The organism is Williamsia muralis, assembly GCF_002735905.1.
Classification (GTDB): Bacteria; Actinomycetota; Actinomycetes; order Mycobacteriales; family Mycobacteriaceae; genus Williamsia; species Williamsia muralis_A.
In genome coordinates this window covers 893,797-917,070 of the sequence record NZ_PEBD01000010.1, presented here as the reverse complement: position 1 = coordinate 917,070, position 23,274 = coordinate 893,797, and the positions used below count along the sequence as shown (strand labels likewise).

Genomic DNA, 23,274 nt, shown 5'->3' with positions numbered 1-23,274 from the left:
AAATCGGACCTGCCCAGGGCAGATATGATCCCGTTCTTGACGTGACTACCTCCGTCGCCAATCGGAAAGAGCGGACCATCTAAGAGGTAGACAACCTTACATCTTCTTCGAACCTTAGTGTCAGGTCGGTATGACTGATGCGACCTTTCAAGAACCCAACGCGGTTCATTTTCACGAACCCAGCGCGGAACCTTCGATTCCCATGAGTTCGTTAGCTCATTCGGCATTGACCCGCAATCAAGGAAGAAATCTCCTTGAGTTCTTCCGATTTCGCTACCTCTGCTGCGATATAGGTGCAGTCGTGAGGCGAGAGCACCTCCCGAAAGCCGCCAACTATTCCTTTTCGCACCCTGAGCGCTTCTGGGTTTGATCGGTCATAGCGTATCCCCAACATTCCTTCTTCAACTTCTATCCGCTGCATTCGTTCAAATGTTGACTTCTCGACCGCCTGTTGAGCAATTTGCCGTTCAACAGGTACCCCCAGCGCTGCGAGCAAGAACTCGAATGTCTCCAACGGCCTGGAAATCATCGCTTCATACGAGACGAACGATACATTTGGATCATCGAATCTCGGCGCCCAGTACTCAGCAAATAAACGTATCTGCGGCAATCCAGTGTCGGCCGATCGGATAAACTCAGAAATACTTCTTCCTTCGGCCTGATAGTGAAATCGCGCGTGCATCCAATGCGAAACGAGAGTGTCTTCGAAACCGCGGACGAGCACCACTGTGTCATTTGACTTCATGAACCTGGAATCGCTCCACGAATGCTGCATCCCAACCTTCTGGCGTTCTCGAAGTTCCGCTCTGATTGAGTCTCGCCCTCGACCGTGAACGTTTGTATCGATGTTCGGAATCAATGTATATACATTTAGCAGATTGACATCCACATTCAGATCGTAAGATAGGCTAAAGTACTCAGCCAACATGAAGCGAATCCAAGTCCTGCCCGTCTTCGGGTACGAGCAGATCGTGCTCCACGATGCAATCATGCGACTCCCAGTTGAAGTAACGAGTTACCCGTCGCCGGATGGTGTCCGCGAAGCATCGTGGAGGTCCGACATTGTGCAGAGTAACAGCAGTTTTCACCGGTAGCACCCCTAGGAAGGCGTCATCTCAACAAAAGCGGCCCGCCCCAACAAAGGGACGGGCCGCTTTCGTGAAACTGCTTGGCTTACTTGGCCTTCTCGAGGACCTCGACCAGACGCCAGCGCTTGGTGGCGCTGGTGGGACGGGTCTCCATCAGGCGAACGCGGTCGCCGATACCGGCGGTCTCGTTCTCGTCGTGAGCCTTGACCTTGCTGGTGGTGCGGATGATCTTGCCGTAAAGCGGGTGCTTCACACGATCTTCCAGCTCGACCACGATGGTCTTCTGCATCTTGTCCGAGACGACGTACCCGATCCGCTCTTTGCGGCGTGCACGCTCCTCGGTGGTGGACGTTTCAGTCACTTTCTGGTCCTCACTCATGCGTCGTCACCGTCCGAGTTATCGGGTCCGGCGGCCAGGCCGAGCTCGCGCTCCCGCATGACGGTGTACACGCGCGCGATCTCGCGACGCACGGTACGCAGCCGGCGGTTGTTGTCGAGCTGACCGGTGGCCATCTGGAACCGAAGGTTGAACAGCTCTTCCTTCGACTCACGCAAACGTTCGACCAGTTCTTCGTCACTGAGCTCGCGGAGCTCGGCGGCGGCGATTCCGACAGACATCAGAACTGCTCCTCCCTGGTCACGATGCGGGTCTTGATCGGGAGCTTGTGCTGCGCGCGACGCAGGGCCTCGCGAGCGGTCTCCTCATTGGGGTAGCTCATCTCGAACAGCACGCGACCCGGCTTGACCGGGGCGACCCACCACTCGGGCGAACCCTTACCGGAACCCATGCGGGTCTCGGCGGGCTTCTTCGTCAACGGGCGGTCGGGGAAGATGTTGATCCACACCTTGCCGCCACGCTTGATGTGCCGGTTGATCGCGATACGAGCTGACTCGATCTGACGGTTGGTGATGTAGGCGGACTCCAGTGCCTGGATGCCGTAGTCACCGAACGTCACCTTGGTGCCGCCCTTGGCCTGACCTTTCAGGCTGGGGTGGTGCTGCTTGCGGTGTTTGACCCGACGAGGGATCAACATGCCTCAGCCCTCCTGGTTCTCGGCCTGCGCGGGGGCAGGCGTTGTCGCTGGAGCGTCGACAGCCGCAGGTGCATCTGCGGTCGCGGTGGCCGCGCGTCCAGCTTCGGTGCTGGTCGCTGTGGTACCCGACGAACCGCTCCGCTTCGGGCGGGCCGGACGACGCGGACGACGATCTTCAGCCGGAGCAGCCGACGAGGACAGAGCCTCGCGCTTGCCACCGACGATGTCGCCCTTGTAGATCCACACCTTCACGCCGATACGGCCGAAGGTTGTCTTGGCCTCGTAGAGGCCGTAGTCGATGTCTGCGCGCAGCGTGTGCAGCGGCACCCGACCTTCGCGGTAGAACTCGCTGCGGCTCATCTCCGCACCGCCGAGGCGACCCGAGCACTGGACCCGGATTCCCTTGACGTTGGGCTGACGCATGGCCGACTGGATGGCCTTACGCATCGCCCGGCGGAAAGCCACGCGGTTGCTGAGCTGCTCGGCGACACCCTGTGCCACCAGCTGAGCTTCCGACTCGGCGTTCTTGACCTCGAGGATGTTCAGCTGGACCTGCTTGCCGGTCAGCTTCTCCAGGTCGCCACGGATCCGGTCGGCCTCGGCGCCGCGGCGACCGATGACGATGCCCGGACGGGCGGTGTGGATGTCGACGCGAACCCGGTCACGGGTGCGCTCGATCTCCACCTTGGCGATGCCGGCGCGCTCGAGGCCGGTGGCCAGGAGCTTGCGGATGGCGACATCCTCTTTGACGTATTCCGCATACTGCTTGTCTGCGTACCACCGGGACTTCCAGTCCGTGGTGATACCGAGACGGAAGCCATGCGGGTTGATCTTCTGGCCCACTACTGAGCTCCCTTCCGGCGATTGCGGCCGGCGGCCGCGTCGCTCCTGGCGATGCTTTCCACCACGACGGTGATGTGGCTGGTCCGCTTACGGATCCGGAAGGCACGCCCCTGGGCGCGCGGACGGAACCGCTTCATGGTCGGACCCTCGTCGGCGAACGCCTGCGACACCACGAGGGTGCGACGGTCGAGGTCGAGGTTGTTCTCCGCGTTGGCCACGGCGCTGGCGAGCACCTTGGCAACCGGCTCGCTCGCAGCCTGGGGCGCGAACTGCAGGATGTCGAGGGCCTCGTCCACGTTCTTGCCGCGGACCAGGTCGATGACACGACGCGCCTTCATCGGCGTGACACGCACGAACTTCGCGGTCGCCTTGGCGGTCGGATTGGTTGTTTCAGTACTCATCTACCGACGCTTCGCTTTCCGGTCGTCTTTGATGTGTCCCTTGAAGGTGCGCGTCGGCGCGAACTCGCCGAGCTTGTGACCGACCATGGACTCCGAGACGAACACCGGCACATGCTTGCGGCCGTCGTGGACGGCGAAGGTGTGACCGATGAAGTCCGGAATGATGGTGGACCGACGGGACCAGGTCTTGATGACCTGCTTGGTGCCCTTTTCGTTCTGAACGTCGACCTTGCTCAACAGGTGGTCGTCGACGAAGGGGCCCTTCTTGAGGCTGCGTGGCATTCTCTAACTCCCTCCTGTTATCGCTTGTTCTTGCCGGTGCGCCGGCGACGGACGATCAGCTTGTCGCTGGCCTTGTTCTTGCGGGTACGGCCCTCGGGCTTACCCCACGGGCTGACCGGGTGGCGACCACCGGAGGTCTTGCCCTCGCCGCCACCGTGCGGGTGGTCGACCGGGTTCATCACGACACCACGGACGGTCGGGCGCTTGCCCTTCCAACGCATACGGCCGGCCTTGCCCCAGTTGATGTTGCTCTGCTCGGCGTTACCGACCTCGCCGACGGTGGCGCGGCAGCGCACGTCGACGCGACGGATTTCACCGGAAGGCATACGCAGCGTGGCGTAGGGGCCTTCCTTACCGAGCAACTGGATCGAGGCACCGGCGCTACGAGCCATCTTGGCGCCGCCACCGGGACGCAGCTCCACAGCGTGGATCTGGGTACCGGTCGGGATGTTGCGCATCGGGAGGTTGTTGCCCGGCTTGATGTCGGCGGTCGGGCCGCTTTCCACCACGTCGTGCTGCTTGAGTCCCTTGGGCGCGATGATGTACCGCTTCTCGCCGTCGACGTAGTGCAGCAACGCGATCCGCGCAGTGCGGTTCGGGTCGTACTCGATGTGAGCGACCTTGGCGTTGATGCCGTCCTTGTCGTGGCGACGGAAGTCGATCAGACGGTAGGCACGCTTGTGGCCACCACCCTTGTGACGGGTTGTGATGCGGCCGTGGGCGTTTCGTCCACCGCGACCATGCAGCGGACGAACCAGCGACTTCTCCGGGGTGTCACGAGTGACTTCGGAGAAGTCCGCGCCGGAAGCGCCACGACGACCGGGGGTCGTCGGCTTGTACTTACGAATAGCCATGAGTCTTCTTGTCCTCTACTTCTTCGGTGGAGTCCGAGCGGCGTCAGCCGACCGGGCCTCCGAAGATCTCGATGGGCTTGCTGTCTGCGGTCAGTGTCACGATCGCGCGCTTGGTGTCCTTGCGCTTGCCGTAACCGAACCGGGTGCGCTTGCGCTTGCCCTGACGGTTGGCGGTGTTCACGCTCGAGACCTGCACGCCGAAGATCTCTTCGATGGCGATCTTGATCTGGGTCTTGTTCGACTCCGGGTGCACGAAGAACGTGTACACGTTGTCCTCGATCAGTCCGTAGGACTTCTCGGAGATGACCGGCGCCAGAATGATGTCGCGGGGGTTTGCCTGAACTGTCATGGAACTCAGGCCTCCTTCTTGTTCTGGTCGACGAATGCGCCCAGTGCCTCGCGGCTGAAGACGACCTCGTCGGCATCGAGCACGTCGTAGGTGTTCAGCTGGTCGGGTGCGATGGGCAGAACATGCTGCAGGTTCTGCACGCTCTTCCATGCGGCGACGTCTTCACGTCCGACGACCAGCAGGAACTTACGACGATCGGACAGCTCTTCGAGGAACTGACGAGCCGACTTGGTGGACGGGGCCTGCCCGGAAACCAGTTCGGTGATCACGTGGATGCGGTCGTTGCGGGCCCGGTCGGAGAGGGCACCGCGCAGGGCGGCTGCCTTCATCTTCTTGGGGGTGCGCTGGCTGTAGTCGCGCGGCTGTGGGCCGTGGACGGTGCCACCACCGGTGAACTGCGGGGCGCGGGTCGAGCCCTGGCGGGCGCGACCGGTTCCCTTCTGGCGGTACGGCTTTGCGCCGCCACCGCGGACCTGGGCCCGCGTCTTGGTGGCGTGGGTGCCCTGGCGTGCGGCACCCTGCTGCGCGACGACGACCTGGTGCATCAGCGAGATGTTCGCCGGTGCGTCGAAGATCTCGGCAGGCAGCTCGACGGTTCCGTCGGTCTTGCCGCCGAAGCTCTTCACGTCGATCGTGCGGGTCTGCTGCTTCTCAGTGTTGACGCTCACTGGCTATGCACCACCCTTCATTGCGTCGCGAACGATGACAACCGCGCCCTTGCGACCGGGGATTGCTCCCTTGATCAGCAGGAGGCCCGATTCGGCGTCCACCTTGTGGACCTTCAGGTTCTGCGTGGTGACCTTGTCGTTGCCCATCCGTCCGGCCATCCGCATGCCCTTGAACACGCGACCGGGGGTGGCGCAGCCACCGATGGAACCGGGAGCGCGGTGCACGCGGTGCACGCCGTGGCTGGCGCCCAGGCCCTTGAAGCCGTGGCGCTTCATGACACCGGCGAAGCCCTTGCCCTTGGAAGTACCGGTCACGTCGACCAGTGCTCCGTCGGCGAAGATCTCGGCGGTCAGTTCCTGTCCGACGGTGTAGTCGGACACGTCGTGGACGCGGATCTCGGTCAGGTGCCGGCGCGGGGTGACCCCGGCCTTGGCGAACTGACCGGCGACAGGCTTGGTGACCTTGCGCGGGTCGATGGCACCGTAGGCGAGCTGCACGGCGGTGTAACCGTCGGTCTCTTCGGTGCGGATCTGGGTGACCACGTTGGGTCCGGCCTTGACGACGGTCACCGGGATCACCCGGTTGTCTTCGTCGAAGACCTGGGTCATCCCGAGCTTCGTGCCCAGGATTCCCTTCACATTTCTTTGAGTCATCTGATGATTCCCGCCACTCACTGGATGTTGACGTCGACGCTCGCCGGCAGATCGATGCGCATCAAGGCGTCAACGGTCTTCGGCGTCGGGTCGAGGATGTCGATCAGTCGCTTGTGTGTACGCATCTCGAAATGCTCGCGCGAGTCTTTGTACTTGTGCGGCGAGCGGATGACGCAATACACGTTCTTTTCGGTGGGCAACGGCACAGGGCCGACCACACGTGCACCCGTACGGGTCACGGTCTCCACGATCTTGCGCGCCGACGCGTCGATCGCCTCATGGTCGTAGGCCTTGAGCCGGATGCGGATCTTTTGTCCCGCCACGCTGTGTCCTCTTCCGTCAATTTCGGCTGCACAGATGAACACCTCGAACGACGCAACTGTGTAGTCGCATCCCCGTGACCAGAACCTTGCGGTGGTGATCGACGCTGTTCATCTGTCGTTGTTCAGTGCCTGCTTCCGCAGGCCCGTCCGGTCCACGCAGTCGGGCGTGTCGCATTCGCTACACATACCTCTGCGCATGCGCAGAACCCGTGGTGCCGGTGTGCGTCCAGGTGGACGCGGGTCGTACTTGCTTGTTGTGCACCACAACGGAAGCTCGAACCAGTTCGTGACCGCTTAGTTCGTCCGGTGATGCTCTCTGATCGACGGGGGCCTGTCACCTGGTCTGGACGTTCGCACGCACAGACGACAGACATACAGGGCCGCGCTGCCGATCAAGGCAACCCGACAAGTATGCAATAGATCCGGCCCAGGTCCAAATTGCCCCGGCCCAGGTCACGACCCTGCCGTCACGACCGCGCATTCTCCGCACAAAACCTTCGCAGACTCTTCACAACATCTGCGCAGGGTGCGGACATCGGAGCACTACCGTCGCAGTCATGACCCCACACCCGCAGACGCCATCGGTGCTGGTCGTCGACGACGAGCCACTGATCCGTCAGTCGATCGCGGACCGCCTGGGCGCGGAGGGCTTCGCGGTGACCACGGCCGACACGGGGCCTGCTGCGATCGACGCTCATCGCAGCACCAATCCGGATGCGGTGATCCTCGATCTGATGCTTCCGGGGATGGACGGCCTGGAGGTCTGCCGGCGGATCCAGGCACATATGGCGACCCCGGTACTGATGCTCACCGCCCGCTCCGGCGAGACCGACCTCGTCATCGGACTGGGAGTGGGCGCCGACGACTACTTGGCCAAGCCGTTCTCCATGCGCGAGCTCGTGGCGCGCACCCGCGCTCTGCTCCGACGTGCCGAACGCTACGGCCCGTTCGCCGACTCTGCCGCCGAGCCCGCGGCACCGGATCCGGCCGGCGAGGTGAGGGACGGTCTGCGCATCGACGAGGCCGCCCGGCAGGTGACGGTCGAAGGGCACGAGGTACATCTCACCCGCACCGAGTTCGACCTCCTGGCGTTCCTGGTCCGCCACCCCGGCGCCGTGCTCAGTCGGGAACAGCTGCTCGACGCGGTCTGGCACTGGCCCGCCGCCGGAGAGACCCGCACGGTCGACAGCCACATCCGTTCCCTCCGCAAGAAGGTGGGTTCGTCTCGGATCCGGACCGTGCACGGCATCGGCTACGCACTCGAGGTCCGCGCGGTGTCGGGAACCGAGGGACCGCCGTGATGCTGCCCCGGCCGCTGGACCCGCTGCACTCGTTCAAGTTCAAGACCGCGGTTGTGGTCGGTTGCGCACTGTTCACCTCCAGCGTGTCCTTCTGGATCACCGCGCAGTGGCAGTTCCGGTACGCCTTGCTGATGGCACTGCTCGTCGCGATAGTCGTCACGTTTGTGCTCGCCCACGGGATGACGTCTCCGCTGCGCGAGATGACGGGGGCGGTGCGCCGGATGTCCCGCGGCGACTACACCGCCCGCGTCCGAGCGACGTCCCGCGACGAAATAGGCACGCTGGCAACTGCTTTCAATCAGATGGCCGATGACCTCGCCGGCGAGGACCGCTATCGCCGCGAGGTCACCGGGAATGTCGCCCACGAGTTACGTACACCGGTCGCCGCACTGCACGCAGTGTTGGAGAACATGGTCGACGGGGTACGGACGCCGGACCAGGAGACCCTCGAACTGGCGCTCTCGCAGACGGACCGGCTGGGGCGGCTGATCACCGAGTTGCTGGATCTGTCCCGGATCGAAGGCGGCGTCGCCCAGCTAGACCACCAGCGCATCGATATCGCATGCTTCGCCGAGACCGCCGTCGCCGAATGCCGGCTTCGCTCACCGGGCGACATCTCGTTTGCGATCGACGTCGCGGCGGCGCTACACGTCCACGCCGACGAGGGTCGTCTGCATCAGGTGCTCGCCAATCTTCTCGACAACGCGGCCCGCCACTCCCCGCCCGGCGGCGTCGTGGAGGTCAGTGCCTGGCGGGAGGGCGAGGTGGTTGTCATCGACGTGGCCGACCGGGGCCCGGGTATCGCGCCCGCCGAGCGGCTGCGCATCTTCGAGCGGTTCAGTCGAGGGGGATCACGCGACGGCGGAACAGGTCTGGGTCTGGCCATTGCCCAGTGGGTGATCACACTGCACGCCGGCGACATCGGTGTGGTCGACGTCCCTGAGGGCTGCCGGATCCGGATCCGTCTACCGCTCGTGCCCGCCGACTGACGACTGCTCGAACGCGCACAGCATCGCCGCAGATCGCGGCACCATTTTTGCTCCATCGTCTCCGAGAGGTGCTACACCCATGCCCAAGACCCACAGTTCGGATGCTCCTCAGGCTTACCAATCGGTGGTGCTGACCAAGGAACCGGCCAAGATCCACCGGGTCACGCTCTCCACGGCGTTGCCTGGGACTGCACCACTGAAAGTTGTTGTGGCAGTTGCCATCACCATCGTTCTGGCGATGGGCTTGGTGCCGACCGACGCGATCGGGATCGGCATCGCACTGACCGGCGTCGCGGTGCTGGCAGCCGTCTTCGCCGCGTCGCCCGAGCGGCCCACCGTGACCGAGCTGATCACCGCCGCCGGCATCGTTGCGCTACTACTCGTCTCGGGATGGCGCAGCGCCGGATGGCTGGCCGCAGTCTGCACGGCCATCGCGATCCTGGCCACGGGGACGCTCGTTGTCGGTGCCCAGTCCATTCGCGAGATGGCCGCAGCCGTCGTCGCGCCGATCGTCGCCCTCATCCCGACTGCCGCGTGGCTGGGGCGCGGAATCGCCGACGGCGCACGGGACCGTCCGGTGAAGAACCTGGGGGCCATGATCCAGGTGGCGGTGGTGACAGTGGTGCTCTTGGTGGTGTTCGGCGCCCTGTTCGCCGGCGCCGACGCGACGTTCGAGTCGTTGCTGAGCACTGTGTTGCCGGACGTCGGCGACACCGAGGTGGGCCCCAGTGTCGTCATCGGTCTTGTCATCGGAGGAGCCACCGCGATCGGGATCTACCTGCGCTACGCCCGACCACGTCTGGCGGACCGGTCGCCGCGCACGTCGGCCGAGCCGTGGATGTGGGCCGTTCCCACCGGCACCGTGCTCGTCTTGTACATCGTCTTTCTGATCACCCAGGCACGGGCGATGTTCGGTGGCGACGACTACGTGCAGGAGACGGCGGGACTGACCTACGCGGACTACGCGCGCACCGGATTCTGGCAACTCTTCGCCGTCACGGCGCTCACCATCCTGGTCGTGTCGATCGCCTGGCAACGCGCGGACCGCAGCACGTCCGCCGGGCGGGTACTGATGCGGACGATCCTCGGCGGACTCTGCATCGCGGCGCTTGCCGTCGTGGCCTCGGCGTTGCACCGGATGAACCTCTACATGGACACCTTCGGCGCCACCCGGCTGCGCGTGGGTGTGATGGCAACAGAGCTGTGGCTCGGAGCCGTCCTCGTTGCCCTGGTCATTGCCGGCGCCGGCCTCGGCACCCGCCAATTGCCAAGAGCTCTGGGGTTTCTCACCATCGTCGCCGCATTGTCGTTCGCGGCCTACAACCCGGACGAACAAATCGCGCAGGCCAACGTCGACCGCTTCGAGCGAACCGGCAAGGTCGACCTGACCTACCTGGCGAACCTGTCCCCCGATGCCACCGAAGCGCTGCTGGGGCTGCCCGTCGACCTCCACGAGTGCGTCCTGCGTGGCATCGGGCGCGACCTTGCGGACGAACACGGACCCACGGCATTCAATGTGGGACGACACGAGGCGCGCGAAGCACTTGTACGCCGCGAGCCAGGTTCTGTCGCTGCCCCGGTCAGCTGCGCGCCCCGCTAACTTACTCGCCGGTAAGATGCCGTCATGACATCTCCCGTCCAGCCCCCTCGAAGCAGCCCCACCCATCGTTTCCGTCAGAAGCTCCCCGCAGGGCGGCTGGGCTCGGTGCTGTTCTCGATCGGGATGTGTGTGCGGGTCCCCTACTTCGCGACCATCGTCCCGTTCGTGAAGACGATGGAACCCGGCAGATGCGAGGTCGTCGCGCCGAAGTGGTTCGGCGTCCACAACCACCTCGGTACGTTCCACGCCATCGCGGCGTGCAATCTCGCCGAGGTCGCTATGGGAATGCTGATGGAGGCCACCGTGCCCAGCACGCACCGCTGGATCCCGAAAGGGATGGAGAGTCGCTACCTCGCCAAGGCCACCACCGGTCTGCATGCGGTCGCGACACTGTCCGAGCCCGTCGACTTCGCGGAATTGACCGAGGGATGCGAGGTGCCGGTGGACATCACGATCACCGACCACGACGGCGTCGAAGTGGTCCACTGCACCATCACCACTTGGGTGACGCCGTCATGAACCTCGGGTGACCGCTTCTGGCGTTCCGTCGCCGTGCCGACTGCCGAAATTGGTCTTAGGCTTCTCAAATGAACGGTCAGCCGAGAAATATCGGGGTGGAAGAGGAGTTCCACCTCGTTGATCTCCGCACCCGCCGGTTGACTCCACGAGCACCTGAACTGCTCGAGGCCCTGCCGCATACGGGTGGCTATGTGGAGGAGTTGCAGCGCTGCGTCATCGAGGTGAACAGCGCTGTGTTCAGCAGGCTCTCGTCGTTGCGTGATGATCTGCGTGAGCACCGTGCGGTCTTGGCGGACACGGCCCGCGAACTCGGGATCGGAGTGGTGGCCGCGGGCGCCATGCCACTGGCGGTCCCCACCGAACTCCAGGTCACCGAGACCCCGCGCTACCGCCAGATGCTGGCCGACTACCAACTTCTCGCCCGGGAACAGCTCATCTGCGGAACCCAGGTCCACGTCGATGTCGCCGATCGCGACCAGGCGGTCCAGGTCGCGTGGCGACTGTCGCCACACGTGCCGACCTTGCTGGCGCTGTCCGCGAGTTCACCGTTCTGGGCCGACGGCACCGACACCGGCTATGCCAGCTCACGCACACTCGTCTGGCAACGTTGGCCCACCACCGGCCCGTTTCTCCGTCTCGATTCCGCCGCTCACTACGACGCAGAGATCCAACGCTTGATCGACACCGGGGTCATCACCGACCCGGGAATGGTCTATTACGACGTGCGGCCCTCGGCGAGGCAGCCGACACTCGAACTCAGGGTCTGCGACAGCTGTCCATCCGTCGACACCGTCGCACTCGTCGCCGGCCTGTTCCGGGCACTGGTGCAGCACGAGATCACCGCCATGGCCCACGGCGAACCCGGCGTCGAGGTGTCACCCACGATCTATCGGGCGGCGCTGTGGCAGGCTGCGCGGTCCGGCTTGGAGGGAGACCTCGTCGACATGGTCGCCGCCAAACCGCGTCCGGCCGAGGACATGGTGCGCGAACTGGCGTCGATGCTGCAGCCGGAACTGGAGTCCTGCGGCGACTGGGAGACCGTGACCGAGCTCATCGACCAGGCGATCGGGGTCGGCAGCTCGTCAGCCAGGCAACGACGTGCGCTGCGGCGGCGTGGACATCTGTCGGACGTGGTGGACAGTCTGATCACCGAGACCGCCGGGGCCGCCCCACCCCCGCCGACCGTCGCCGATCCCGCCAACCCGATGCTCCACAGCTACGCCGCACGCCACGACAACCCCCAACCCGATTTCTACGACGAGGTGTTCGACGCCGACGGCCGGGTACGGCGCGCCTACCGCGGGGTCCTCGACACGCTGACCACCCTGGGCCCGGTCACCCTGCGTAACCGGCAACACCACATGGAGAGCGAGCAGAGCGCGGGCGGGATGACCTTCCGGGTCAGCGGCCAGAACCGAGCACAGATTTTCTCACTCGACGCGGCGCCCCGGATCATCGAGGCCGACACCTGGGAGCGGGTGTCGAAGGGGCTGCGACAGCGCGCGCTCGCCCTCAACGCCTTCCTCCTGGACGTCTACGGCGACCAGGAGATCATCTCCGAGGGCGTCATCCCGCCGGAGATCCTGGACCGGGCCCCTGGGTACCGAAGTGCAGGCAATGCCCCACGGTGGCAACGGGTTCGGACCCACATCAGCGGGACCGATCTGGTGTCGACCGGACCGGGCGAGTTCTGTGTCCTGGAGGACAACCTGCGGGTGCCCTCGGGCGTCGCCTACGCGATCTCAAACCGCGCTCTGATGACGCGGTTCCTCGGCGAGATCAGGTGTCACGACGAGATCCTGCCGGTCGACACCATGCCGCAGATGATCGCCGAGACCCTGGGCGCCGCGCGTCCACCACGCGGCGATCCGAACGGCGCGATCGTGGTCCTCAGCGCCGGGTGGGAGGACTCGGCGTGGTTCGAGCACACGATGATCGCCGAACGCGCGGGGCTGGCCGTGGTGGACACCGGCGACCTACGTGGTGACGGTAACCGGATCGTGGCGCGGATCCACGGTAAGGACGTGCCGCTCAGCGTCATCTACGCCCGCATGGACGAAGACATGCTGCTCTCGTCGACAGGATCCGATGGTGCACCCCTGCGGCACCCGTTCCTCCGCGCGCTCGGAGCCGGAACGCTCGCGATCGCCAACGCGCTCGGCAACGGCATCGCCGACGACAAGGCCGTGTACGCATTCGTCCCGGCGATGATCCGGTACTACCTGGGTGAGGAGCCGGCCATCGACCAGATCCCCACCTGGCTGTGTGCCGAGCGCGATCAGCGCGACCACGTGCTCTCCCGCCTGGACGAGATGGTCGTCAAACCGATCGACGGCCTCGGCGGCTCAGGGGTGATGATCGGACCCGAGGCCAGCGAACAGGAGCTGGCCGAGCGGCGCAAAGACCTGATCGGGCACCCGGAAAGGTTTGTCGCACAAGACGTTGTCCGGTTGTCCACCCACCCGACATTCGACGGCCAGGGGCTCTACCCGCACCACGTGGACCTCCGTGCGTTCGTTCATCTACGGGCCGACGGGGACGGCAACGTCTCGGCCCACATGGCGCCGGCGGCCCTCACCAGGGTCGCCCCCTCGGGCAGCATGATCGTCAACTCTTCCCGTGGCGGAGGCGGCAAGGACACGTGGATTCTCAGCGGATCGTCGCGGGACCATGCGTGCCCGCAGACCCCAACCGAGAGGCGGTAGCGAATGTGCGGCATCAGCGGGGAGATCACCTGGGGCGGCGAGCGGCCCGACCTCGCGGCCGTCGCAGCCATGACCGAGACGATGACCGCCCGCGGACCCGACGGCGAGGGTGCCTACCTCCACCGCAACGTGGCCCTCGGACACCGGCGACTGGAGATCATCGACCTCTCCGGCCGAGGTGCACAACCCATGGTCGACACCGCTCTGGGTCTGTCGCTGGTGTTCAACGGCTGCATCTACAACTATCGCGAGCTGCGCGATGAACTCACGGGCCACGGCTACTCCTTCTTCTCGACCGCCGACAGTGAGGTGATCCTCAAGGCGTTCCATCGCTGGGGCGCCGACTGCGTCCAGCATTTCAAGGGCATGTTCGCGTTCGCGATCGTCAACACCGACACCGGTGAGCTGACGCTGGCCCGCGACCGCCTCGGCATCAAACCCCTGTACATCAGCGAGACAGCGTCGCGGCTGCGCTTCGCATCGTCCATCCCGGCACTGCTGCGCGCCGGAGGCGTCGACACCTCGATCGACCGCGTCGCGTTGCACCACTACTTCACGTTCCATTCGGTGGTGCCCGCGCCGCACACCATGTATGCCGGTGTCCGCAAGTTGCCGCCCGCCACGGTTCGCACCATCAGGGCTGATGGCACGTCCACCGAGAAGCGGTACTGGGAACCGGTTTTCGAGCCTCATCCGGATCGCGCGGACTGGGACGAAGCGCAATGGGGCAAAGCCCTGATCGACTCCCTGCGGGTGGCGGTTCGCCGGCGGATGGTCGCCGACGTCCCGGTCGGCGTGCTGCTCTCGGGCGGTATCGACTCGTCGCTGGTCGTCGCGCTGCTCGCCGAGCAGGGACAGCGCGACCTCGCGACGTTCAGCATCGGATTCGACTCGGCCGGTGGAGAATCCGGCGACGAATACGAATACTCCGACCTCATCGCGAGCACGTTCAAAACCGACCACCACAAGATCCACATCGGCACCGACCGTCTGCTCCCCGCCATCGGAGGTACCGTCGCCGCGATGAGCGAGCCGATGGTCAGCCACGACTGTGTGGCGTTCTACCTGTTGTCCCAGGAGGTCAGCAAGTCGATCAAGGTGGTGCAGTCGGGACAGGGCGCCGACGAGATCCTCGGCGGCTACGACTGGTATCCGCCTCTTGAGAACACTCCGCGTGAAGATGTCACGAAGGCCTACGCCTCGGTGTTCTTCGACCGTTCACACCACGAGCTGAACACGTTGTTGCGCAGCGACTATCGCCTGGAACACGACCCCAGTTGGCAGTTCGCCTCCGAGCATCAGAACGCCCCGGGCGCCGCCACAGCCGTAGACGCGGCCCTACGGCTCGACACCACCGTGATGCTGGTGGACGACCCGGTCAAACGCGTCGACTCGATGACCATGGCGTGGGGTCTGGAAGGTCGCGTCCCCTTTCTCGATCACGAGTTCGTCGAACTCGCGGCCACGTGCCCACCGGGGCTCAAACTGGCGCACGGCGGCAAAGGGGTACTCAAGGAGGCCAGCCGCGCCCTGTTGCCTGCTGAGGTCATCGACCGCACGAAAGGGTACTTCCCTGTCCCCGGCATCCGCCACCTCGACGGTGGAGTCCTCGACCTGGTCCAGGACACCTTGCGCGCCGAGTCGGCGCGTCGTCGGGCGTTGTACGAAGACGACGCCGTCGCCGCGCTGCTGGCTGCCCCGAATCGGACTCGCACCACCCTGGGCTCGAACGCGCTGTGGCAGGTAGCCATGCTGGAGATGTGGCTACAAACCATGGAGTCGATGACAGGCGCGCCGGGGTCGAGGTGACACCGGCGGTCACAGGCAGCTCTGCGCAGGGCACGTCGGCTGCGACGACTTCGGACGACACCCGTCAGCGCCACAGCTACGGTGCGTCGGTGTCGCCGGGAGGAAAGGCGCTCGCCTACATCCTGGACGACGGCACTGGGTACCCGCGGGCAGTGCAGCGATCTCTCAGCAGGGCGGGCGCCGGACCGCTGCGGATGGTCGATCTGCCGTGCACCGGGCCGGTACGCACACTGATCCACTCCGCGGACGGGCACTGGCTGGCGTGCGAGGTCGCGCCCGGAGGCGGCGAACACCATCAGGTGTGGGTGGTGACCACCGATCCCCACGACACCGCCGCCCACCGGGTGGCGGCCGCCGACGACTACGCGACGGTCGAGCTGATCGGGTGGGACGTGAACCGGGTGCAACTCACCGCGACCGAGGCCGACGGAACCGCCCACGCTCTCATCGCCGATCCTCTGTCGCAGTACGTCATCGACCTCGATGCCCGGGTGGGTGGGCACTTGGTCGATTCGTGGAAGGACGCCGCCCTGCTGCGGGTGGGACCACGCGGGTATCGGGACATGTTGCTGCTGCGCAGAGACAATCGGCGTTCGGCGCAGTCCGATCCGCACGCCACGACCATCACCCCGCTGCTCCCCAACGACACCGGGGCGACGACCGACCGGGGTGTGATTCTCGACCAGGGCTACCAGCACTCGTCCCTGCTCTTCCCCGGCCTCGGCCTGCCGAAGCTTCACAAGGACCTCGACAGCGTGCAGGCTTTGGTGCGCAGCGACTTCGACGCCAAGTTCCCCCGACTGCTCGGTATCGAGTCCGCGCGGGAGGGTATCCGGTTCGCGGTCATCGCCGAGCGGCCGGACTGCGGCTTGGACGAGTTCGCGCTCAGCTACGACCAGAGCACCCTGGCCATCCTGTGGAACAACAAGGGCCGCAGCGAGTTACAGGTGATGACGTTGCCCGACCGCACGCTGCACCCACCAATCGAGTTGCCCGGTGCGGTCGTCAGCGAATTGTCGATCAGTACAACGGGTTCCCTGATCGCGATGACCGTGCAGGGACCCGACCTCCCTCCCGAGGTGGGTCTGGTGAACTGGCGTGAGGCGCATTGGACTCCTCTTGACCACCCCGATGCCGCCAACAACCACAGCGCCACGGATCACCGCGGCACAAACCAGCCCGACCACGTCGAGTTCTTCGCCCGCGACGGGATGCCGTTGTCTGGCTGGCTCTATCACCCGGATGAGTCGGCGTCCCGGGCCGCTCGTGCGCGGCGGGCGGGCCAGGATGGGGGCTCCGGCGCACAACCGGCACTCATCTACTTCCACGGCGGACCCGAAGCCCAGGCCCGGCCCGACTACAGCTTCTTGTTCCCCGCCCTACTCGAGGCAGGCATCACCGTCCTCGCGGCGAACGTGCGCGGCTCGGGAGGTTCTGGCCGGCTGTTCGCCCACGCGGACGACCGGTACGGCAGATATGCCGGGATCAACGATGCCGCGGACTGCGCGGCTTTCCTCATCCGCGAAGGTTATGCCGACCCGAGCCGGATCGCTTGTGCGGGAAGGTCGTATGGCGGATACCTCACCTTGGCATGTCTGACCTTCCACGCCGAGACGTTCGCGGCCGGCGTGGCGATCTGCGGGATGAGCGACCTTCAGTCGTTCTACGAGAACACCGAACCATGGATCGCGGTGGCCGCCTACACGAAGTACGGACATCCCGACGCCGACCGGGAACTGTTGCGCGACCTGTCGCCCATTCATCGCATCTCCGAGCTACGTGCGCCGCTGCTGGTGATCCATGGCCGACACGACACCAACGTCCCGGTCAGTGAATCCGAGCAGGTCGTCGAGTCCGCTCGCGCACACGGGCAGAAGGCCGATCTGATCCTCTTCCCCGACGAGGGGCACGAAATCGTGAAACGGGACAATCAGCGTGTGCTCACCGAGGCCCTGCGAGACTGGGTGCTCGACGCATTCGCCACACCCGGCTCACCCGGCACCGATAGCCGGTAGCCGGTAGCCGCTAGCCACCCGTCACAGAGGAAACCGTGTCCACACACCAGTCGCAGCCACCGTTGGTCTCGTACCTGAGCGGCGAGCGCTCGGGGTCGGCGCAGGCGAGTGTGCTTGGCGATCTGCGGCGGGTGATCCTCGACGGCAGCGCAGCGCCGGGTACCGCCATCCCGGTCGGTGAGGTGGCAGATCTGTTCGGTATCAGCGCGATCCCGGTGCGTGAGGCGCTCAAGACCTTGATCGGCGAAGGCCTCGTGGGCCATCAGACCGGCGGAGGTTACTTCGTCGCGCAGCTCACCCTCACCGAGTTGAAAGAGATCTACTTCGTCCGGGGTGTCCTCGAGCAGGCCGCCCTGAGCCGAGCATGCGAGCTGGCCACCGACGACGACCTGGACCGCGCACGCAGACAGCACGAGGCACTGCAGGAAGCGACCATCGCCGGCGACAGGCGCGCGTACCACGTGCATTCGCGTCTGTTCCATCGAGCACTCGCGGCGCCGTGCGGCATGCTTCGCCTGCTCAACATGTTCGACTCCACATGGGACATCACCGAACCGTTCCAGGTGATGCAGCGCGCGACCGGGCCCACCCAGCTGCAACTGCACAGCGACCACGAGAAGATGATCGACGCCATGGCCAGGCGTGACGCGGACGGCTTGATCTCGATCGCACAGGCCCACCATCGCCGGCTCGAATCGGTGATCATCGAGACCGCCGCCGAGCTGAACGTGGCTCGTGAGGATCAACCACCGGTTCGCTGATTCGCCCGCAATTGGCGCTCTACCAGAGCGTTTTCGGTCGGTGCTCGCAGAATATATCGCATTCCCTGGCGTTGTCCCGGCCGATTTGTCACGTACGTAATCAGGGTGCAACACGGCGAACTTAGGTTTTTCTCAGCCGCACAGGAACTCCGAAACGGTTCGAAACGACTCGAGGATGCCGCCCATGACAAACGTCAAGACTCCAGGTTCTGAACCCGAGATACCGACCAATCACAACAATGCAGCGGGCGAGAGCGTCATCAAGCTCGGTTACGACCAGCGCCTCACCAATGAGGATCTAGCGCCACTGCGCCACCAGACGTGGACCTGGTACAACATCTTCGCGTTCTGGATGTCCGATGTGCACAGCGTCGGTGGATATGTCTTCGCGGGCAGCCTGTTTGCGCTGGGCATCGCCGCGTGGCAGGTCTTGGTTGCCCTGGTGATCGGCATCGTGATCGTCAACCTGCTCTGCAATCTCGTCGCCAAACCGTCCCAGCAGGCGGGCGTGCCCTATCCGGTGACGACCCGCGTTGCCTTCGGTGTCCGCGGCGCCAACATCCCGGCCATCATCCGCGGTCTGATCGCAGTGGCCTGGTACGGGATCCAGACCTATCTCGCCTCGGTGGCGTTCGGTCTCCTCGCTCTCAAGTTCTGGCCGTCACTCGAGAAGTACAGCGAGAGTGGCGACATGGCCTTCCTCGGTCTGTCGCCACTCGGCTGGGCCGGCTTCATGCTCATGTGGGTCCTGCAGGCGATCGTCTTCTGGAACGGCATGGAGACCATCCGTAAGTTCATCGACTTCTGCGGGCCCGCGGTCTATGTGGTCATGGTCATCCTCGCCGGCTACCTCATCTGGAAGGCCGGCTGGGACAACGTCAGTTTCGATCTGTCGGTCGGCCCCAGCAAAACAGGGTGGGCATCGATCACCGCTCTGATCAGTGCCATCGCCCTTGTGGTGTCGTACTTCTCGGGCCCGATGCTCAACTTCGGCGACTTCTCCCGCTACGGCAAGTCCTACAGCGAGGTCAAGAAGGGCAACTTCTGGGGACTGCCGGTCAACTTCTTGTTCTTCTCGATCCTGGTGGTGTGCACCGTGTCCGCGGGCGCCACGGTGATCGGTACGGACGACGCGGGCAACATCATCACCGATCCGGTGCACATCGTCGACAAGATCGACAACACCACTGCTGCCGTCCTGGGTGTGCTGACATTCGCCATCGCGACCATCGGGATCAACATCGTCGCCAACTTCGTCTCCCCCGCATTCGACTTCTCGAATGTGGCGCCGACCAAGATCACCTGGCGAGCAGGCGGAATGATCGCGGCGGTCGGTTCCATCCTCATCACCCCGTGGAACCTGTACAACAATCCCGACGCCATCCACTACACACTCGACACCCTGGGCGCGGTCATCGGGCCACTGTTCGGGATCCTGATCGCCGACTTCTACCTCATCAAGAAACAGAGAATCGAGGTGGACGACCTGTTCACGATGAACGAGAACTCGATGTACTACTTCCGCGGAGGCGTGAACCCGGTTGCGGTGGTGGCGACCATCGTCGCGGCGCTGGTCCCCATCGGCGTGGTCATCTGGGGCACCAGCTACCAGGCCAGCTTCACCTGGTTCATCGGTGCGGCAATCGGATTCGTCATCTACATGCTGGGTATGAAGTTGCTTCCCACCGAGCTGATCTATGGCACACGGACCCCGGCGACCGAGTCGTCCGAGGCACCCGCCATCTGACCGGGTCGAACCGATCCAATCCTTCGATCGCGGGTGACCGGCTGCGTCGGCAGCCGGTCACCCGGGCGGTCCTCGTGCCGGGACAGGAATACTGGTTGTCGTGCGTATCAGCGTCATAAACCCCAATACGACCGTGTCGATGACCGAGCAGATCGCGGCCGCGGCGCGGTCGGTGGCGGCGCCGGAAACCGAGATCGTCGGCGTCACGTCCTCGATGGGGCCCGCCTCGATCGAGTCGCACTACGACGAGGCCTTGTCCGTTCCCGGCGTCATCGAGGCAATTGTGCGCAGTGAGCGCAGCGAGCATCCCGCCGACGCCTACGTGCTGGCCTGCTTCGGCGACCCCGGACTCGATGCAGCCCGCGAAGTGGCCTCCGTTCCCGTGGTCGGTATCGCCGAAGCCGCGATGCACGCCGCGTCGTTGCTCGGTCGCACCTTCTCGGTGGTCACCACGTTGGGCAGAACGATCGGTCGCGCCGAGGAGCTCGCCGAACGGTACGGACTCGCTGGCCGCTGCCGCGGCATCCACGCGTGCGAGATCCCGGTGCTCGAACTCGAGACCAATCCGGACACCGCAGGCATCCTGGTGGACGCGTGCCGTTCGGCCGCCGAAACGGACGGCAGCGACGCGATCGTCTTGGGTTGTGCCGGTATGGCCGATCTCGCACAGGTCATCAGCGCCAAGATCGGCATTCCTGTTGTCGACGGAGTTGCCGCGGGCACCTTATTGGTCCAGTCATTGGTCACCATGAGTCTGCGACCCCGGAACACGGGCGAGCTCGCACCGCCGATCCCGAAGGTCTACAACGGCCTGCTCGAGCCTTTCGGGCGTGGTGCGATCAGTTGATCGACGGCGTGAGGTCCGTGTCGACGATGCGCGAGAGCAATGCGGTGACCACACCCGCCATCTCATACGGATCGTCGATCACGCCGAGGCCGGGAAGAGTGTGCATCACGGCCGCATACACCGCTGCGTTGTCGTCGAGACCGAGCTCAGCGGTCAACAAGCGATATTCCTCGACGACCATGTGGAGGCGTCCATAGGTGACACGGCTTCCACCGTATTGCGCGGCCACTCGATCCGGCACACTTGCCGCGGTCTTCGCGATGACGGAGAGTGCGGGAACACCCGCTTCCGCCGGACGTTCGGACGCCGAAATCGTATCGCTCACGAGGATCTCCGCTTTCGCTCTTCTCTCGCCGGTGGCGAGGTGGATTAAGGGTGCCACACGCACAGAAATGTCGGATGGGCTGTTCATTGCGCAGGCACCTTGTCTATTTATGACCTTGATCACTGCAGGTGACAGAGTTGCCGCTGAACTTCACGAGGATCTAAATAAGTGAGCGTCACGGTCAATTTCGCGCTTTGCTTTTTGTTTGCATTCGCGAATGAACAGACGCCACTGCCGGATTGACATGTAATACTCCTGATTCATGACCTCCCCCACCTTGTCGCTGGTCATTCCTGCGTACAACGAAGCCGATTCGATCGGTTGGCTACTCGAGTCCCTGATGACCGAATTGGACCAGCTCGACGAGATCATCGTCGTCGACAACAACTCCACAGATGAGACGCCGCAGATCGTCGCCGGGTTCACCGACCGCATCGCCCAATTGCGTGTCGTCACCGAGAAACGGCCAGGCGTCATCGCCGCGCGCAATGCAGGTTTCGACAGCGCGACCGGCGACATCATCGGAAGGATCGACGCCGACGCCAGAGCGAAACCCGGTTGGGCCCGCGCGGTCCGCGAGTTCTTCGCAACTGCCGACGAGACAATCGGTGCGGGCACCGGCTTCTTCGACCAATACGACATGCCCCTGCAATGGGTGCACAGGAAGTTGTTGACCGTCGCGCTGAAATCGGCCGACAAAAAGGGCGGCGACCTTCCGTCGCTGTTCGGTGCGAACATGGCAATCCGTCGGACAACCTGGGAGCAGATCCGCCCGATCCTGCTCGACCAGAACGGAATCTTCGACGACCTCGACATCACGTTGTGTGTGACCGAGGTCGGCCAGCGCAGCGTGTTCGTCCCAGGCATGGACATCAGCGCCTCGGGGCGCCGCATGCTCTCCAGCGTGGAGGTGTACCGCAAGTTCACCGACTACATGCCCGCCACCTACGAGGCGCGCGGCATGCACGAGCAAGCTCGCAGGTCTGTGGCCAACGTCCGGACGATGCGGGTGCTGCATCGCATCTTCTGGTTGCCGTCACGCGCCTGGGACCCGGTCAAAGGCCGGTACTCGCTGAAACAGCTGTTCTCCAAACACAAGACGCGGGTCCTTCCGTACGCGTCGTCCTGACCACCTGGCGTTTGGTGGCATCCCGGCATCATCGCGTAAACTCTCAATGAGAAGTTGAGACTTTACGATCGGATGAGGGGCTGGGTTTGCTGCGAACGCTGGATCGACGATGGCTGACGGGACGAATCGTCCTTGTATGCGTGGCAATGATGTGGCTGGGGTCGACCGCACTCGCAGCGCCTGCGACGGGTGCACCTGCACCGACGGCTACCGGCGAATCACCCGAGGGTGCCAATGACTGGTCCTGTAACCCCAGCGCGGCACATCCCCGTCCGGTTGTCCTGGTCCACGGGACGTGGGCCGATATGGCGACGACATGGAAGGCGCTTTCTCCGGCGCTCAAGGCCGAGGGGTACTGCGTCTTCGCTCTCAACTACGGAACAAGGGCGCCTGGCACGCGCCAGAATCTCCTCGATCTCGTCGGCGGCGACACCATCGAGCGGTCGGCCCGCAGTCTCGGCGATTTCGTGTCCCGCGTACGCACCGCGACCGGGGCACCGCAGGTCGATGTGGTCGGGCACTCCCAAGGCGCACTGGTCGCGCGGTCGTACCTGAAGTCGGGCGGTGGCTCCGATGCCGTTCGTCCTGAACGCAACATCGTCCACACCCTGGTCAGCCTTGCCGGCACCAACCAAGGAACGAGCTTCAGCATCAATCAACAGCTCGGTGCGATCGCCGAGATGCTCGGAATCCCGGTGGTCAAGCTTGCCGCCGCAACGGTGGGGCCCTCGTACATCGAGCAGATGGCGGGCTCGCCGTTCCTTCGCGAACTGGCCGCCGGCGGGGACACCCGTCCCGGGGTCGACTACGTGGCGGTCGGTACCAAGCAGGACACTATGGTGACGCCACCGGAGCACTCGTTCCTCAAGCCGGTTCCGGGCGCGACCGTGAAGAACGTGTGGGTGCAGGACGGTTGCGAGAGCGCTGAGGCCGACCACATGGAGGTCACCAGCAGCCCACGTTCGGTGTGGATCACCCTCGCCGCCCTCGACCCGGGATATGCGCCGACACATCCGGCACCGTGCCCCTGA

Annotated in this window: 25 protein-coding genes; 12 read left to right on the top strand and 13 right to left on the bottom strand. The window is 64.5% G+C overall.

The features are described 5' to 3' along the window. Positions 1–211: 211 nt before the first annotated feature. The 12 genes from CSW57_RS17780 to rpsJ form a co-directional block, all read right to left on the bottom strand. Positions 212–991 (bottom strand): sulfotransferase domain-containing protein, encoded by a 780-nt coding sequence (locus CSW57_RS17780; protein WP_099383952.1) that lies wholly within the window; start codon positions 989–991, stop codon positions 212–214. A gap of 182 nt (positions 992–1,173) precedes the next feature. Further along, positions 1,174–1,467, bottom strand: coding sequence for a 30S ribosomal protein S17 (gene rpsQ / locus CSW57_RS17775; RefSeq protein WP_023956016.1), 294 nt, complete (start codon positions 1,465–1,467; stop codon positions 1,174–1,176). After that, positions 1,464–1,706 carry a 50S ribosomal protein L29 gene (gene rpmC / locus CSW57_RS17770; RefSeq protein ID WP_099383951.1) on the bottom strand — a complete coding sequence of 81 codons (243 nt, stop codon included), beginning with the start codon at positions 1,704–1,706 and terminating at the stop codon, positions 1,464–1,466. Before rpmC ends, rpsQ begins: the two co-directional genes overlap by 4 nt. Continuing rightward, the gene (rplP, locus tag CSW57_RS17765; RefSeq protein ID WP_023956020.1) at positions 1,706–2,122 is read right to left on the bottom strand and encodes a 50S ribosomal protein L16; all 417 of its coding nucleotides are present in this window, start codon (positions 2,120–2,122) and stop codon (positions 1,706–1,708) included. The genes rpmC and rplP overlap by 1 nt, the downstream gene beginning before the upstream one ends. Positions 2,123–2,125: 3 nt before the next feature. Beyond that, the gene (rpsC, locus tag CSW57_RS17760; RefSeq protein ID WP_023956022.1) at positions 2,126–2,965 is read right to left on the bottom strand and encodes a 30S ribosomal protein S3; all 840 of its coding nucleotides are present in this window, start codon (positions 2,963–2,965) and stop codon (positions 2,126–2,128) included. After that, on the bottom strand, positions 2,965–3,366 hold the full coding sequence (gene rplV / locus CSW57_RS17755) for a 50S ribosomal protein L22 (protein WP_023956024.1): 402 nt from the start codon (positions 3,364–3,366) through the stop codon (positions 2,965–2,967). Before rplV ends, rpsC begins: the two co-directional genes overlap by 1 nt. Further along, positions 3,367–3,648: a 30S ribosomal protein S19 gene (gene rpsS / locus CSW57_RS17750; RefSeq protein WP_030164768.1), complete on the bottom strand. Its 282-nt coding sequence runs from the start codon at positions 3,646–3,648 to the stop codon at positions 3,367–3,369. It abuts the gene before it with no gap. A 17-nt stretch (positions 3,649–3,665) separates the two neighbouring features. After that, a complete protein-coding gene (rplB, locus tag CSW57_RS17745) occupies positions 3,666–4,502 on the bottom strand; it encodes a 50S ribosomal protein L2 (RefSeq protein ID WP_023956030.1) in 837 nt (278 codons plus the stop codon). A gap of 43 nt (positions 4,503–4,545) precedes the next feature. Continuing rightward, the gene (gene rplW, locus CSW57_RS17740) at positions 4,546–4,851 is read right to left on the bottom strand and encodes a 50S ribosomal protein L23 (protein WP_023956032.1); all 306 of its coding nucleotides are present in this window, start codon (positions 4,849–4,851) and stop codon (positions 4,546–4,548) included. Between the two features lie 5 nt (positions 4,852–4,856). Next, positions 4,857–5,519 (bottom strand): 50S ribosomal protein L4, encoded by a 663-nt coding sequence (gene rplD / locus CSW57_RS17735; RefSeq protein WP_099383950.1) that lies wholly within the window; start codon positions 5,517–5,519, stop codon positions 4,857–4,859. A 3-nt stretch (positions 5,520–5,522) separates the two neighbouring features. Continuing rightward, a complete protein-coding gene (gene rplC, locus CSW57_RS17730) occupies positions 5,523–6,173 on the bottom strand; it encodes a 50S ribosomal protein L3 (protein WP_030164774.1) in 651 nt (216 codons plus the stop codon). A gap of 17 nt (positions 6,174–6,190) precedes the next feature. Further along, positions 6,191–6,496, bottom strand: a complete 306-nt coding sequence (gene rpsJ / locus CSW57_RS17725; RefSeq protein ID WP_003938093.1) for a 30S ribosomal protein S10 — start codon at positions 6,494–6,496, stop codon at positions 6,191–6,193. 587 nt (positions 6,497–7,083) lie between these two features. Between rpsJ and CSW57_RS17720 the strand changes: the two genes are divergently transcribed. The 10 genes from CSW57_RS17720 to CSW57_RS17675 all read left to right on the top strand — a co-directional run bounded on the left by CSW57_RS17720 (position 7,084) and on the right by CSW57_RS17675 (position 20,789). Next, positions 7,084–7,797, top strand: a complete 714-nt coding sequence (locus tag CSW57_RS17720) for a response regulator transcription factor (RefSeq protein ID WP_223249406.1) — start codon at positions 7,084–7,086, stop codon at positions 7,795–7,797. Next, positions 7,797–8,786 (top strand): HAMP domain-containing sensor histidine kinase, encoded by a 990-nt coding sequence (locus CSW57_RS17715; protein ID WP_099383948.1) that lies wholly within the window; start codon positions 7,797–7,799, stop codon positions 8,784–8,786. Before CSW57_RS17720 ends, CSW57_RS17715 begins: the two co-directional genes overlap by 1 nt. 79 nt (positions 8,787–8,865) lie before the next feature. Further along, entirely contained in the window at positions 8,866–10,386 is a 1,521-nt protein-coding gene (locus CSW57_RS17710; RefSeq protein WP_099383947.1) for a DUF4153 domain-containing protein, read from the top strand. A 24-nt stretch (positions 10,387–10,410) separates the two neighbouring features. Beyond that, positions 10,411–10,905 (top strand): hotdog fold domain-containing protein, encoded by a 495-nt coding sequence (locus tag CSW57_RS17705; protein ID WP_099383946.1) that lies wholly within the window; start codon positions 10,411–10,413, stop codon positions 10,903–10,905. Between the two features lie 68 nt (positions 10,906–10,973). Beyond that, entirely contained in the window at positions 10,974–13,610 is a 2,637-nt protein-coding gene (locus tag CSW57_RS17700; RefSeq protein WP_189339305.1) for a carboxylate--amine ligase/circularly permuted type 2 ATP-grasp protein, read from the top strand. A 3-nt stretch (positions 13,611–13,613) separates the two neighbouring features. After that, positions 13,614–15,419, top strand: a complete 1,806-nt coding sequence (locus tag CSW57_RS17695) for an N-acetylglutaminylglutamine amidotransferase (protein ID WP_099383945.1) — start codon at positions 13,614–13,616, stop codon at positions 15,417–15,419. Then, the gene (locus CSW57_RS17690; RefSeq protein WP_099383944.1) at positions 15,416–17,434 is read left to right on the top strand and encodes an alpha/beta hydrolase family protein; all 2,019 of its coding nucleotides are present in this window, start codon (positions 15,416–15,418) and stop codon (positions 17,432–17,434) included. Before CSW57_RS17695 ends, CSW57_RS17690 begins: the two co-directional genes overlap by 4 nt. A gap of 35 nt (positions 17,435–17,469) precedes the next feature. Next, positions 17,470–18,195, top strand: a complete 726-nt coding sequence (locus CSW57_RS17685) for a GntR family transcriptional regulator (protein WP_099383943.1) — start codon at positions 17,470–17,472, stop codon at positions 18,193–18,195. Positions 18,196–18,379: 184 nt separating this feature from the next. Continuing rightward, positions 18,380–19,942, top strand: coding sequence for an NCS1 family nucleobase:cation symporter-1 (locus CSW57_RS17680; RefSeq protein WP_099383942.1), 1,563 nt, complete (start codon positions 18,380–18,382; stop codon positions 19,940–19,942). Positions 19,943–20,042: 100 nt separating this feature from the next. Then, entirely contained in the window at positions 20,043–20,789 is a 747-nt protein-coding gene (locus tag CSW57_RS17675) for an aspartate/glutamate racemase family protein (RefSeq protein ID WP_099383941.1), read from the top strand. On the opposite strand, the gene CSW57_RS17670 is transcribed toward CSW57_RS17675, so the two are convergent. After that, positions 20,782–21,114, bottom strand: a complete 333-nt coding sequence (locus CSW57_RS17670; RefSeq protein ID WP_099383940.1) for a hypothetical protein — start codon at positions 21,112–21,114, stop codon at positions 20,782–20,784. The genes CSW57_RS17675 and CSW57_RS17670 overlap by 8 nt on opposite strands. Positions 21,115–21,376: 262 nt before the next feature. On the opposite strand from CSW57_RS17670, the gene CSW57_RS17665 reads away from it, so the two are divergent. After that, positions 21,377–22,243: a glycosyltransferase gene (locus CSW57_RS17665; protein WP_099383939.1), complete on the top strand. Its 867-nt coding sequence runs from the start codon at positions 21,377–21,379 to the stop codon at positions 22,241–22,243. Between the two features lie 146 nt (positions 22,244–22,389). Further along, positions 22,390–23,274, top strand: coding sequence for an esterase/lipase family protein (locus CSW57_RS17660; protein ID WP_099384578.1), 885 nt, complete (start codon positions 22,390–22,392; stop codon positions 23,272–23,274).

Excerpts from the sequence above, each read along its gene's own strand:
- CSW57_RS17780 (WP_099383952.1), bottom strand. The coding sequence starts at position 991 with ATGATTGCATCGTGGAGCACGATCTGCTCGTACCCGAAGACGGGCAGG.
- rpsQ (WP_023956016.1), bottom strand. The coding sequence starts at position 1,467 with ATGAGTGAGGACCAGAAAGTGACTGAAACGTCCACCACCGAGGAGCGT.
- rpmC (WP_099383951.1), bottom strand. The coding sequence starts at position 1,706 with ATGTCTGTCGGAATCGCCGCCGCCGAGCTCCGCGAGCTCAGTGACGAA.
- rplP (WP_023956020.1), bottom strand. The coding sequence starts at position 2,122 with ATGTTGATCCCTCGTCGGGTCAAACACCGCAAGCAGCACCACCCCAGC.
- rplV (WP_023956024.1), bottom strand. The coding sequence starts at position 3,366 with ATGAGTACTGAAACAACCAATCCGACCGCCAAGGCGACCGCGAAGTTC.
- rpsS (WP_030164768.1), bottom strand. The coding sequence starts at position 3,648 with ATGCCACGCAGCCTCAAGAAGGGCCCCTTCGTCGACGACCACCTGTTG.
- rplB (WP_023956030.1), bottom strand. The coding sequence starts at position 4,502 with ATGGCTATTCGTAAGTACAAGCCGACGACCCCCGGTCGTCGTGGCGCT.
- rplW (WP_023956032.1), bottom strand. The coding sequence starts at position 4,851 with ATGACAGTTCAGGCAAACCCCCGCGACATCATTCTGGCGCCGGTCATC.
- rplC (WP_030164774.1), bottom strand. The coding sequence starts at position 6,173 with ATGACTCAAAGAAATGTGAAGGGAATCCTGGGCACGAAGCTCGGGATG.
- CSW57_RS17715 (WP_099383948.1), top strand. The coding sequence starts at position 7,797 with ATGCTGCCCCGGCCGCTGGACCCGCTGCACTCGTTCAAGTTCAAGACC.
- CSW57_RS17710 (WP_099383947.1), top strand. The coding sequence starts at position 8,866 with ATGCCCAAGACCCACAGTTCGGATGCTCCTCAGGCTTACCAATCGGTG.
- CSW57_RS17705 (WP_099383946.1), top strand. The coding sequence starts at position 10,411 with ATGACATCTCCCGTCCAGCCCCCTCGAAGCAGCCCCACCCATCGTTTC.
- CSW57_RS17700 (WP_189339305.1), top strand. The coding sequence starts at position 10,974 with ATGAACGGTCAGCCGAGAAATATCGGGGTGGAAGAGGAGTTCCACCTC.
- CSW57_RS17695 (WP_099383945.1), top strand. The coding sequence starts at position 13,614 with ATGTGCGGCATCAGCGGGGAGATCACCTGGGGCGGCGAGCGGCCCGAC.
- CSW57_RS17680 (WP_099383942.1), top strand. The coding sequence starts at position 18,380 with ATGACAAACGTCAAGACTCCAGGTTCTGAACCCGAGATACCGACCAAT.
- CSW57_RS17665 (WP_099383939.1), top strand. The coding sequence starts at position 21,377 with ATGACCTCCCCCACCTTGTCGCTGGTCATTCCTGCGTACAACGAAGCC.
- CSW57_RS17660 (WP_099384578.1), top strand. The coding sequence starts at position 22,390 with ATGATGTGGCTGGGGTCGACCGCACTCGCAGCGCCTGCGACGGGTGCA.